Here is a 12,636-nt window from a genome sequence, read left to right on the forward strand (position 1 = left end):
CGCGCAACCCATAGATACGGGGGGTGAAAGGCGGCCCTGTCCAAGGCTTCAAAGCGATGTAAGCGGCAGGTTCCAGAGTGTCAACGCTGCGCCCTGCCGCGGCAAGGAAATAGGATGATTCAATGCCCAAAGGCCTCACTTTTCTGCCATCGCTGGCTCTGACCGCCATGATGGCCTTGCCGCTGGCCGCCGAAACACAGCCGGATGCATCCACCGTGGTGGCGCGTGTGAACGGGGATGAGATCACTTTGGGTCACGTGATCGCTACCGTTGCCGCCCTGCCGCCGCAATACCAGCAGGCCGAAGATGATGTATTGTACGACTTCGTGCTGGAACAGCTGATCCAGCAGCAATTGCTGGGGCAACAGCAGGACGGGCTGAACAAACTGAACACGCTGCGGCTGAAAAATGAAGAACGCTCTCTTCTGGCGGTTCAGACCGTCACAGCCCTGACCGATACGGTTGTCACGGACGAGGCCATTCAGGCAGCCTACGACGCGCAGTACAACGATTTCGCGGGTGAAGACGAATTCGATGCCAGCCACATTCTGGTCGAGACCGAAGAACAGGCCAACGACCTCAAGGCGCAACTTGATGACGGCGCCGATTTCGCCGAACTCGCGCGCGCGCATTCCACCGGTCCGTCCGGCCCCAATGGCGGCGCGCTGGGCTGGTTCGGCATGGGCCAGATGGTACCGGAATTCGAAACAGCCGTGGTCGCGCTTGAAAAAGGGCAGGTGTCCGATCCGGTTCAGACGCAGTTCGGCTGGCATGTGGTCAAGCTGAACGACAAGCGCAAAACCGAAGCGCCCGCGCTGGACGCCGTGCGCGAAGAGCTTGCGCAAACCGTTCAGCAGGACGCCATTCAGGCGCGCATTGATGAACTGACACAGCAGGCCCAGATCGACCGCCCCGCTCTGGAAGGTGCCGGACCCGAAGTCCTGCGCCAGCTGGACCTGATTCAGGAGTAATCCCCGTGGCCAAGATCACCAAGGTTTCGCCGCTGGCGCCAGCGTCCTTCCCTGATTTGCCTGCAATTGACGGTGTGCGGCTCGCCACCGTCGCGGCGGGCGTGCGATATCAGGGCCGCACCGATGTCATGCTGGCCGTGCTGGACCCGGGCACATCTGTGGCCGGGGTCTTTACCCGTTCAGCCACGCGCGCCGCCCCGGTTCTGGATTGTCAGGACAAGATCGGCGGGCCCAGCGATGGCCCGGCGGCGATCCTGGTGAACTCGGGCAATGCCAATGCCTTTACCGGGCATTATGGTCAGACCTCGGTGGCCGAGGTGACGCAGGCCATCTCGAAGGCGACAGGTGTTCCGGTCGAGCGGGTCTTTACCTCCTCAACCGGCGTCATCGGTGAGCCGCTGGCGCATGACCGCATCATTGCCAAGCTTGAAACGCTGAAGGCGGATCTCAGCCGTCACGCGATCGAAGACGCCGCACGCGCGATCATGACCACCGACACCTTCCCGAAAGGGGCCGTGGAGCAGGTCGAAATTGATGGCAAAACAGTCTCTATTGCGGGGATTGCCAAGGGGTCCGGCATGATTGCGCCAGATATGGCGACCATGCTGGTCTATATCTTCACCGACGCGCAGGTCGAACAATCGGCGTTGCAGGCGATGCTGGGGGCGCAGACAGACCGGACGTTCAACTGCATCACCGTGGACAGCGATACATCCACCTCGGACAGCCTGCTGCTGTGCGCCACCGGCGCTTCGGGTGTGGACGCCACCGGCAATGCGGCCTTCGCCGAGGCGCTGGAGGCTGTGATGCTGGATCTGGCCCAGCAAGTGGTGCGCGATGGCGAAGGTGCCACGAAATTCGTCGAAATCCGCGTGACAGGGGCCGCAACAGACGCTGACGCCAAGACCCATGGCCTTGCCATCGCCAACTCTCCGCTGGTCAAAACCGCCATCGCGGGTGAAGATCCGAACTGGGGCCGTATCGTCATGGCCATCGGTAAATCCGGTGCCGCGGCGGATCGCGACTTGCTGAGCATTTCGTTCGGCGATATCCTTGTGGCCGAAAAAGGCTGGGTCAGCCCCGATTACAGCGAAGACGCAGCCGCCGCTTATATGAAAGGTCAGGATCTGGTCATCGCCGTTGATCTGGGTCTGGGCGCGGGCAAATCCACCGTCTGGACCTGTGATCTGACCCACGGATATATCGAGATCAACGCGGATTACCGCTCGTGAAAACCGTGTTGGTCTCTGCGGTCGCCCTGATCGACATCGAGGGCCGGGTGCTGTTGGCCCAACGCCCCGAGGGCAAGTCCATGGCCGGTCTTTGGGAGTTTCCCGGCGGCAAAATCGAGCCCGGCGAAACCCCCGAGGCCGCCCTGATCCGCGAATTGCACGAGGAACTGGGCATCGACACATGGGCCTCGTGCCTTGCCCCCCTGACCTTCGCCAGCCACAGCTATGATGATTTCCACCTGCTGATGCCTCTGTTCGCCTGCCGCAAATGGCAGGGCATCCCACAGTCGAAAGAGGGGCAGGCGCTGAAATGGGTCCGCGCAAATGACCTGCGCAATTACCCCATGCCGGCCGCGGATGTGCCCCTGATCCCGATCCTGCGGGATTGGTTGTAGGGGCTCAAAAGGCGTCAGGCGCAAACGGCCCGAATTTCGGCTTGGCGGATTTATTTGCCGATTTGTGGTAGTGTTCGAGTGCTTTCTCAACGGTCAAGGAGTACCTCGTTATGATTGCAAGTCGAGTTGGAAAGCTTTGGGTGTCCAGGATTGTTTTGATTTTGGCCTTATTTGTTTTGGCGGTTCATAGTGCCGAAGCAGATGTTGCGAAGACTGCAGTATCGGTCATGATCGAAGAGCAGGCCCGAATTGATCGCTATGTCGAACTCGATTTTGCACGGCAAGATATTTTGTTTCACCAGACGAGCACGATCCTGGCCCTATACGGTGATTATAACTCCTACACCAAATCGGACGGCACTCAGGCCAATGGCTCTGACATGACGCGATTCAGAAATCGGGTCACTGAATACGTGCCCGCTGCCATTGTGGATTTCCGCCGAAAGTCCCAAAGAGACAAATCAATTTCAGGGGATGAGGCAAGCAAGGCGGAAGCCGCCGAAGCCCTGATGGAAGAGATGCTTTTGGCCGCAGGCGAAATCATTGAACTTTGCGACGCCAACAAGCCCTATGAGGCAAGCCTCGTTTACCGCGATAAGACAATGCCCTTGAACACGAAACTTTTGGGGTTGCTGTACACGTTGCGCTCAACATCTGTTGGTCGTTTTAAAAAAGCAGCATTAAAAGCTAAGTATCAATAGCCGCGCCAACCTGCCGAAGGTCGAAGTCTGTTTGCCGGTCCGGCATCCCTGCTGCACACGGGACCTGTTTGGTACGGTAAAGCCCAAGGCTACCGGATACCACTTATAGGTCAAAGCTAATCTGGATATCTGTATAATGTAAAAGATGATGCGGCTGCTAAATACAGACGGTCATCGGACGGCGCGGCATTCCCGCACCGTCACAAGAAACCAATAGCGCCAAACGCCAGACGCAAACCGCATTTCTGTCAATGAAGCGGTAGCTTGTCGTGGTTCGGGTTTTTGAACAGCAGCACGCCATCAATTTCGATCTGTGGCCGACCTTCGATCAACCTGTGAATCACGGGGCGGTCCATTTCGAGCGTCCATCCCTTTGTCAGGAAAAACTCCTGCAAAGCGCCTTCAAGATAGCGAGAGTGCGTTCCGATAAACACGCGCTTTACAAGATTTTCTATGCCGTCGAAGTTGCTCTGCACAAAGTCCAGCTCCGAGCCCTGAATATCGATGTGTAGCAGATCGACAGCTTCGCCATTAGACAGGGTTTCAAGCGTATAACAATTCAGCTCTGTATAGTCACCTTTGGCGCGGGATTCGGCCAGAACCTTTTCGTCCGGATAGAAAATCGGCTCTGCGCCCCAGTTTTCGTGCGCCTCTTCGTATTTTGGGAAAAGCGCGATGCCCTCTTTGCTGGCGGCCACCCCATTGACAAGGCGGTACTCACTTGGGTTGAAGCCGTTCAGTTGAAACGTGCGCTCGGCGTTTTCCAGATGAGAGCTGTCACCTTCGATACCGATCAGGTCGACGCTTAACCCTCTCTTTTTGGCGACGAAGCCCATATTATTTAGCCAGCATCCCCAACCGCAACCAAGTTCAATAATCCGGTAAGTACCTGAGGCCTCTTTCACAGACAGAAGTGTTGCCGCCCATTCTGCGATGTCTGCATGCCAATTACCCGGATCGGGAATAGGTTCTACCTTGCCTGCCAGGGGTTCCAGGATGCTGGACATCACGCGTGGTTCAATTCTGACGCCAAGAAAGTTGGTCACCACCCCGTCTGTTGCTTTCGGATTGGGTTCGGCGAACTCACGAATTAGATCCAAAGCTGGAAAATCGCAAACATAGTTGTAAAGAGGGTGCCCGGCACCTGCTTGGTATTCCTGATTTTGCGCTGGAGTATGAGTTTGCGCGCGAAAATGCCGCCTGAAAAATCGCCTGAGTCCCAACCTTCTGTCCTCAAATGAATTGTAAGTCGCCTCACTTTGAATAGATAGCTGGTAATGTCCAGCTATCCGTGGCGAAAAACGGAAGCTGTGGTTGTCGCAGGTTTGTGATTTCAGAGACAATTTTCGCGTCGTTCTGAGATTAATAGATGGCGCAGTTGCTCTCTCTTCTGGTTGTGCCTCTTCGCAATTTTCGTCCTGTTCGTCGAACCCGCATAACAACCTGTGCAGCGCATAACCGTTCAATAGCCCGACATGTTCATATTGTACAAAACGTAACATCACCCCTCTGCACCTGTTACAATTCGTAAGAATTGAGAAAACATCAGGAAAAAGTTGACGCTGATCGTGCGGGTGTCCCAAATCGGGGCACTGGCATCCGGGGGCTTTCCCGGATCCGCCATTTCCGGCTTTGAGGAGGCCGGATGGGGAGGAGAAAAAGATTGGCTCAGACGCAGTCGGGCGCCGAAGGGTTGCATTCCCTTCCGGCGCTTCTACACCGCAACGCGACCCAGTTCGGGGATGCCCCGGCCTATCGGGAAAAAGAATTTGGGATCTGGCAATGCTGGACCTGGGCTGAAGCGGCCAAGGAAATTCGCGCGCTCGCCCTTGGATTTCTTGAAATTGGCGTTGAGCGCGGTGACCATATTGCCGTGATCGGACGCAACCGGCCAGCACATTACTGGACCATGGTCGCAGCACAGATGGTCGGTGCAGTTCCGGTGCCTCTGTATCAGGACGCAGTCGCCGAAGAGATGACCTATGTGATGGAGCATTGCGGCGCGAAATATGTCGTCTGCGGTGATCAGGAACAGGTCGACAAGGTCATCGAGATTCAGGAAAAAGTGCACCAGATCAAGCACATCCTCTATACCGACAAGCGGGGGATGCGGAAATACGACCACAGCCAGATGAACGCGCTGGAAGACCTCATGGCCGAAGGTCAGGCAGGACATCAGCGGTTTGATGCAGAGCTGGACAAGCGCATCTCTGAGATCACCTATAACGACACCTGCGTCATGCTTTATACCTCGGGCACAACGGGCAAGCCCAAGGGGGTGGTTCTGTCGAACCGCAACGTGATCGAAAGCGCCAAGAATTCAGCGATCTTCGACCATTTGACCCGCGATGAAGATATCCTTTCCTATCTTCCAATGGCATGGGTCGGGGATTTCATCTTTTCCATCGGTCAGGCCTATTGGTGCGGGTTCTGCGTGAACTGCCCGGAAAGCGCCGACACGATGATGACCGACCTGCGCGAAATCGGGCCGACCTATTTCTTCGCCCCACCACGCGTGTTTGAAAGCCAGCTAACCAATGTGATGATCCGGATGGAGGATGCGAGCAAGCTGAAGCAGCGCATGTTCCATCACTTCATGGCGCATGCCAAAAAAGTGGGTGGCAAGTTGCTGGATGGCAAACCCGTCGGCTTTGGCGACCGGATGAAATACGCGCTGGGTAACCTGTTGGTCTACGGGCCGCTCAAGGATACGCTGGGTTATGGCCGGTTCCGGGTTGGCTATACAGCGGGTGAAGCGATCGGACCGGAAATCTTTGATTTCTATAGATCTTTGGGCATCAACCTGAAACAGCTTTATGGCCAGACCGAAGCAACCGTGTTCATCACCGTACAGCCGGATGGCGAGGTTCGGGCCGACACGGTTGGCGTGCCCGCGCCGGATGTCGAGATCAGGATCGACGACAAGGGCGAGATCCATTACCGCTCGCCCGGCGTGTTTGTCGAATATTACAACAACCCGGATTCCACGGCATCGACCAAAGATGCCGAAGGCTGGGTGGCAACGGGTGATGCCGGGTTCATCGAGGAAAGCAGCGGCCATCTGCGGATCATCGACCGCGCCAAGGACGTGGGCAAAATGGCCGACGGGTCCATGTTTGCGCCGAAATATGTCGAGAATAAACTGAAATTCTATCCCGATATTCTCGAGGTCGTTCTGTTCGGAAACGGCAAGGATCGCTGCGTGGCCTTCATCAATATCGACCTGACAGCGGTCGGCAACTGGGCGGAACGCAACAACGTGGCTTACGCCTCCTATCAGGAACTGGCAGGCCATCCGCGTGTGTTAGAGACGATCAGGGCGCATGTGGAAGAGGTCAACAAATCGGTAGCAGCTGATGAAATGCTGTCCGGTTGCCAGGTGCATCGCTTTGTCGTTCTGCACAAAGAACTGGACGCTGATGATGGTGAGATGACGCGCACCCGGAAAGTGCGGCGTGGGTTTGTCGAAGAGAAGTTCCACGACATCATTGCGGCGCTTTATGACGGGTCCGAAAGCGTGTCGACCACGACCGAAGTGACCTATGAAGATGGGCGCAAGGGATCGATCAGCGCGACGCTGAAAATCGTGGATGCGCCGGTTGTACCGGGTGCGCAGCACAAGGTGGCAGCGGAATGATAATGCGTAGTCGGAACTTAATATCCCCGCCGATAGTCTTGAATTCCCCACTCGCCTTTCGCGGTAGTTTGCTTGAAGTTACTGTCTTAAGAGAGAAATTCTTAAGAGGTTTTTGTCAAAGTGCTTCCCCGTGTGATTTTGATCATTGGCCTACTGATGATTGTGAGTTCTCTGGGGCTATTGAGCTTCGGAGTCACATCTCGGCCACCCACTGCGAATTCAAGCAGAGAATTAGTGGTAAGCAAAGCAGAGGAAAGCGAGGCATCGGTTGCCCCGGGCACTGGCGCCGCACAAATTGCGAAACTCAACGCGCGGAACGTTCAGTTATCGTTCAATTCGGAGGGCGAAAACGCTCCTACGCTGATCTTACGCAACAGCCAAACTTCGGAAGTTATCGGAGCTCTTCCAGAATACTATTTGGTCTGGGAAGACCTGATCCGGCGTTGCTGGAAGAGCATCGCGACATCATCTCAGTTCAACAATGTCGGGCTCACGTCAAATTCAGACACCGAACTCGATTACGATGTCCGAGGCTCCCGTCGTCTGTGGTATTCAAAGGACCAGGCATTCGTCGTGAGGGAAGAAGTTTTCGGCGGACAGACGGTCGAGCAGTTGAGGCGAGGCTGCACAGTACTAACCAACCCTCAGGTGTCAATAAACGCAGATGTGGTCAAAAAACTAACAAATCTCTACAATATATGGTGGGACGAAGAACGGTTCGGTGCGAATTCTGTCGAAATTCCTGTTGCTGGAACTCGGAAAAAGGAAGATTTTCGGCACGCCGTTCAAACCAACTTCGGGTCGCGTCGGGGCTGTGCAATGAGAATAGAGTTCGATGGCTGGGTGACAATACTCAATCCCAAGGCTGTGTTTCATTTGGCCGAATCCGGTATCGGAAAGTGCGACCGCCCCTCGTTCGGTTCAGGGAAGATACCGGTGCATCGCTTGCCTCAGATCACGAAGTAGTTTTCTCGACCTGCGAAAGGTCCACTTTCCCCGGCGGCCTGAGATTTTCTCGGGATTGTTTCTACGTAATCCGAGCAGTAGCGATCGGAGGATAGGGTAATGAAGGACTCCATAGGATATGTCACCGAAGACGGTCGCAAGATCGGCGGCGTGGTGATGGAGATGAAGAACATCACCCTGCGCTTTGGCGGCGTCGTGGCGATCAAGGACATCTCGTTCGATATTCGCGAAGGCGAAATTCGCGCCATCATCGGGCCGAACGGGGCCGGAAAATCATCCATGCTGAACGTTATCTCGGGGTTCTATGTCCCGCAGGAAGGCGAGGTCTGGTTCCACGGATCAAAACGCCCAGCGATGCGGCCCTTTGAGGTGGCGCAGCAGGGGATCGCGCGGACGTTCCAGAACATCGCCCTGTTCGAAGGGATGAGCGTTTTGGACAACGTCATGACCGGGCGTTTGAACTTCATGCAGACCAACATCTTCCAGCAGGCCTGGTGGAAGGGAAAGGCCGAGGCGGAAGAGGTTGAAAACCGTGAGGCGGTCGAGAAGATCATCGATTTCCTTGAAATCCAGCACATCCGCAAGACGCCCGTAGCGCGCCTGCCTTATGGCCTGAAAAAACGCGTCGAACTGGCCCGCGCACTGGCAGCAGAACCAAAGCTCTTGCTGCTGGATGAACCGATGGCGGGCATGAACGTCGAAGAGAAAGAGGACATGAGCCGCTTTATCCTCGATGTGAATGACGAATTCGGCACCACCATCGCCCTGATCGAACACGATATGGGCGTGGTGATGGACCTGAGCGACCGCGTGGTCGTGATGGATTACGGCAAGAAGATTGGTGACGGTACACCCGACGAGGTGCGCAACAATCAGGAAGTCATCGACGCCTATCTGGGGGTCAGCCATGACTGAGACCAAAGCAGATATCCGGGGAGGCACATATGCCTGAGCAGTTAATCTTTGCCACGGAGGTCATCCTTAACGGTCTGATGGCCGGGGTGCTTTATGCGCTGGTCGCGCTGGGCTTTGTGCTGATCTACAAGGCCTCGGGAATTTTCAATTACGCGCAAGGGGTTATGGCCCTGTTTGCGGCGATGACACTGGTCGGGATCATGAACGGGCAGGTGCCTTTCGCGCATTTGATCAACGCGACCTTCGGTACTCATGTCTATAACTTCGGCTGGAACATCCCCGCCCTGCTGGCGATCATCCTGACAATGGGCGTGATGGTTCTGCTGGCCTGGTGTGTGCAGCGCTTTGTCATGCGGCATCTGGTTGGGCAGGAGCCGATCATCCTGTTCATGGCCACGATCGGTCTGGCCTATTTCCTTGAAGGTGTGGCCGACCTGATGTGGGGATCCGAGATCAAGACGCTGGATGTGGGTCTGCCGCAGGGCATCAACCTGTGGATCGACGAGGTCACCTTTAACATCTTCGGCTATGGCTTCTTCATCGACAACCTCGACATCGTGGCAACCGTAATTGCGGCGCTTCTGGTGGCGGCGCTGGTGGCCTTCAGCCAGTACACAAAACAGGGCCGGGCCATGCGTGCTGTGGCAGATGACCATCAGGCGGCACTTTCGGTCGGGATCTCGCTCAACTTCATCTGGGTCATGGTCTGGTCGGTGGCCGGGTTCGTGGCGCTGGTCGCGGGGATCATGTGGGGCACCAAATCGGGCGTGCAGTTCTCGCTGTCGCTGATCGCACTCAAGGCGCTGCCGGTGTTGATGCTGGGCGGGTTCACTTCGATCCCCGGTGCCATCGTCGGCGGACTGATCATCGGTGTGGGCGAGAAGCTGTTCGAATTCTCGGTTGGCCCGCTGGTCGGCGGTGCGACCGAGAACTGGTTCGCCTATGTGCTGGCGCTGATCTTCCTGGTGTTTAGACCGCAGGGTCTGTTCGGCGAGAAGATCATCGAGAGGGTGTAACGCATGACCAAGCTGATCGCCATCATCAACGTAATCGCATGGGCGGGGTTCTGGGCCTTTGGCTATATCGCGCTGACCTCGAATGACCTGACTGACAGCCAGTTGACGATTGCCGCGATCCTGGCCTTTGCCGGTCTGATCATGGGTGTTCTGGCCTACCTGAAACTGGTGCGCGCCTCTGAGGCGAGCGGATATGCCAAAGGGTCCAGCCAGCTGGACGCCGCGACCCGAAACCGGGCGCAGGAAGAATGGGGAAAGTAACAGATGTTCTATCGTGAGGCCGGAGATTTCAAAACCTCCTACGTGGATGACAGCCAGACTTTCCCGATCAAGTTCGACCGGTACCGATACTATGTCGTTCTGGCGGTGGCGTTCGGGATCATTCCGTTCATCATCAACGACTATTGGGCAAACGCCCTGCTGCTGCCCTTTCTGATCTATGCCATCGCGGCGATCGGATTGAACATACTCGTGGGCTATTGCGGGCAGGTCAGCCTTGGTACAGGCGGTTTCATGGCGGTGGGTGCTTATGCCTGCTACAAGTTGATGACCGCATTTCCAGATGTCAGCATGTTCATTCATGTCCTGTTGGCTGGTGGTATCACAGCGATTGTAGGCGTCTTGTTCGGCCTGCCTTCCCTGCGGATCAAGGGGTTCTATCTGGCGGTGGCCACGCTTGCGGCACAGTTCTTTCTGGTCTGGCTCTTCAACCGGGTGCCGTGGTTTTACAACTACTCGGCCTCGGGTCAGATCAACGCGCCCGAGCGTGACGTGTTCGGCATCATCATCTCGGGCCCGAACGCCCCGGCCTGGGCGACCTACCTGTTCTGCCTGATCTTCCTGACCTTCAGCGCGATTATTGCGCGCAACCTGACCCGCGGCACGACCGGGCGGACATGGATGGCGATCCGCGACATGGATATCGCCGCCGAAATCATCGGGGTGAACCCGTTGAAAGCCAAGATAAGCGCTTTCGCTGTCAGCTCGTTCTTTGTGGGCATCGCAGGGGCCTTGTTCTTTGCCGTCTATCTCGGCGCGGTCGAGGTGGGCGAAGCATTCGGCATTCAGAAGTCATTCCTGGTGCTGTTTATGGTGATTATCGGCGGATTAGGCTCGATTTTCGGGTCTTTTGCCGGGGCGGCCTTCCTCGTGCTTCTGCCGGTTCTGCTCAAACTGGTTGGCGTCGATCTTCTGGGTTGGCCGACCGATATCGTTGCCCATCTTCAGCTCGTGATTGTAGGCGCGCTGATCATCATGTTCCTGATCCTCGAGCCCCACGGTCTGGCCCAGTTGTGGCGCGTGGCGAAAGAGAAACTCAGACTCTGGCCGTTCCCGCACTGAGGGCTGGCCCAATCATAAAGACGGGTGATCAAGCCCGAACTCAATATCGGATCAATCAAGGGAGGAGACACCCGATGAACAAGAAACTGGCAACTGTGGCGCTGAGCGCCCTGATGGCGGCAGGACCTGCGATGGCGGATCTTGTGTTCCCGTCGCTCAGCTATCGAACCGGGCCCTATGCGGCCGGTGGTATTCCATTCGCGGATGGTTACGCCGACTATTTCACGCTTCTGAACGAGCGGGACGGTGGCATTGGCGGTGTCCCCGCAAACGTGATCGAATGCGAAACCGGGTATAACACCGAAAAAGGCGTGGAATGCTACGAATCCACCAAAGGTGAAGGCGCGCTGGTGTATCAGCCGCTGTCGACCGGTATTACCTATCAGCTGATCCCCAAAGTGACCGCCGACGGCATTCCGCTGCACACGATGGGCTATGGCCGGACCTCGGCTGCGAACGGCAAAGTGTTCAGCCACGTGTTCAACTATCCGGCCAACTACTGGAATGGTGCGTCCGGTGCGATCAACTATCTGTTGGAGGAAAATAGCGGTGACCTGAGCGGTAAGAAGATTGCGCTGGTCTATCACAACTCGGCCTATGGCAAGGAACCGATCCGGACATTGGAAACTCTGGCCGAAAAGCATGGGTATGAGCTGTCCCTGCTGCCGGTTGATCACCCGGGCCAAGAGCAGAAGTCGCAATGGCTGCAAATTCGCCGCGAAAAGCCTGACTATGTCATCATGTGGGGCTGGGGCGTCATGAACCAGGTTGCGGTTCAGGAAGCGGCCAACATCCGTTTCCCGATGGAAAACTTCATCGGTGTCTGGTGGTCGGGCGCGGAATTCGACGTTGAGCCTGCTGGCGAAAAAGCGACCGGTTACAAGGCGCTGACCTTTACCGGCCTTGGCATGGACTATCCTGTCTATGACGACCTGAAAAAGTACGTCGTTGACTCGGGCAAGGCCGCAGGTGCCGGCGATCAGCTGGGTACAGTTCAGTACAACCGTGGGCTTTATGCCGCCATGCTGGCAGCCGAGGCTGTGAAAACGGCGCAGGCGATGCACGGAACCGCTGATATCGACGCGTCGATGATGCGCGATGGCATGGAAGCACTGGAAATGACCAACGCCAAGATGGAAGCGCTTGGTATGTCCGGGTTCGGCCCTGAATTCTCGGTCTCTTGCGAAAACCACGGCGGCCCCGGTCTTGTCGGTGTTGTTCAGTGGGATGCGGCGACTGGCGCCTGGAACCCCGTACAGGACTTCAAACCGACAGATGCCGAAGTTATCGGCGCGTTGATCGAAGAAGATTCCGGTGCCTACGCAACCGAAAACAGCATCTCGCCACGTTGCGAGTAAGGCATGTTGCGCCACGGATGTGATCCTTGGCGTTCAGACAACCGGAGCGGCGGGTTACCTGCCGCTCCTCACGAACAGCCCCGGAACGGGCAGGCATGAGGAAA

The 12,636-nt window shown here is 56.5% G+C and carries 12 protein-coding genes; 11 read left to right on the plus strand and 1 reads right to left on the minus strand.

What is annotated here, in order from left to right; all coding sequences use genetic code 11:
- Positions 1-122 precede the first annotated feature (122 nt).
- The 4 genes from ACR0ES_RS12340 to ACR0ES_RS12355 all read left to right on the plus strand — a co-directional run bounded on the left by ACR0ES_RS12340 (position 123) and on the right by ACR0ES_RS12355 (position 3,299).
- Complete coding sequence (locus ACR0ES_RS12340; protein ID WP_480870859.1) at positions 123-971, plus strand: peptidylprolyl isomerase; 849 nt, start codon at positions 123-125, stop codon at positions 969-971.
- A 14-nt stretch (positions 972-985) separates the two neighbouring features.
- Positions 986-2,203: a bifunctional glutamate N-acetyltransferase/amino-acid acetyltransferase ArgJ gene (gene argJ, locus ACR0ES_RS12345; protein ID WP_480870905.1), complete on the plus strand. Its 1,218-nt coding sequence runs from the start codon at positions 986-988 to the stop codon at positions 2,201-2,203.
- Positions 2,200-2,598, plus strand: a complete 399-nt coding sequence (mutT, locus tag ACR0ES_RS12350; RefSeq protein ID WP_267363933.1) for an 8-oxo-dGTP diphosphatase MutT — start codon at positions 2,200-2,202, stop codon at positions 2,596-2,598. The genes argJ and mutT overlap by 4 nt, the downstream gene beginning before the upstream one ends.
- A gap of 110 nt (positions 2,599-2,708) precedes the next feature.
- The gene (locus ACR0ES_RS12355) at positions 2,709-3,299 is read left to right on the plus strand and encodes a hypothetical protein (protein WP_480773067.1); all 591 of its coding nucleotides are present in this window, start codon (positions 2,709-2,711) and stop codon (positions 3,297-3,299) included.
- 248 nt (positions 3,300-3,547) lie between these two features.
- On the opposite strand, the gene ACR0ES_RS12360 is transcribed toward ACR0ES_RS12355, so the two are convergent.
- The gene (locus ACR0ES_RS12360; protein ID WP_480546051.1) at positions 3,548-4,801 is read right to left on the minus strand and encodes a class I SAM-dependent methyltransferase; all 1,254 of its coding nucleotides are present in this window, start codon (positions 4,799-4,801) and stop codon (positions 3,548-3,550) included.
- Between the two features lie 143 nt (positions 4,802-4,944).
- Between ACR0ES_RS12360 and ACR0ES_RS12365 the strand changes: the two genes are divergently transcribed.
- The 7 genes from ACR0ES_RS12365 (at position 4,945) to ACR0ES_RS12395 (ending at position 12,532) form a co-directional block, all read left to right on the plus strand.
- Complete coding sequence (locus tag ACR0ES_RS12365; RefSeq protein WP_480773068.1) at positions 4,945-6,936, plus strand: AMP-binding protein; 1,992 nt, start codon at positions 4,945-4,947, stop codon at positions 6,934-6,936.
- A gap of 234 nt (positions 6,937-7,170) precedes the next feature.
- A complete protein-coding gene (locus tag ACR0ES_RS12370; protein ID WP_480773069.1) occupies positions 7,171-7,902 on the plus strand; it encodes a hypothetical protein in 732 nt (243 codons plus the stop codon).
- 99 nt (positions 7,903-8,001) lie between these two features.
- Entirely contained in the window at positions 8,002-8,817 is an 816-nt protein-coding gene (locus tag ACR0ES_RS12375; protein WP_480773070.1) for an ABC transporter ATP-binding protein, read from the plus strand.
- 29 nt (positions 8,818-8,846) lie between these two features.
- Positions 8,847-9,833, plus strand: a complete 987-nt coding sequence (locus ACR0ES_RS12380) for a branched-chain amino acid ABC transporter permease (RefSeq protein WP_267363929.1) — start codon at positions 8,847-8,849, stop codon at positions 9,831-9,833.
- Between the two features lie 3 nt (positions 9,834-9,836).
- Entirely contained in the window at positions 9,837-10,094 is a 258-nt protein-coding gene (locus ACR0ES_RS12385; protein WP_209506939.1) for a hypothetical protein, read from the plus strand.
- Between the two features lie 3 nt (positions 10,095-10,097).
- Positions 10,098-11,174: a branched-chain amino acid ABC transporter permease gene (locus ACR0ES_RS12390; RefSeq protein ID WP_480482437.1), complete on the plus strand. Its 1,077-nt coding sequence runs from the start codon at positions 10,098-10,100 to the stop codon at positions 11,172-11,174.
- A 74-nt stretch (positions 11,175-11,248) separates the two neighbouring features.
- Positions 11,249-12,532 (plus strand): ABC transporter substrate-binding protein, encoded by a 1,284-nt coding sequence (locus tag ACR0ES_RS12395; protein ID WP_209506941.1) that lies wholly within the window; start codon positions 11,249-11,251, stop codon positions 12,530-12,532.
- The last annotated feature ends 104 nt before the right edge of the window (positions 12,533-12,636 follow it).

Source organism: Ruegeria sp. N7 (assembly GCF_056531345.1).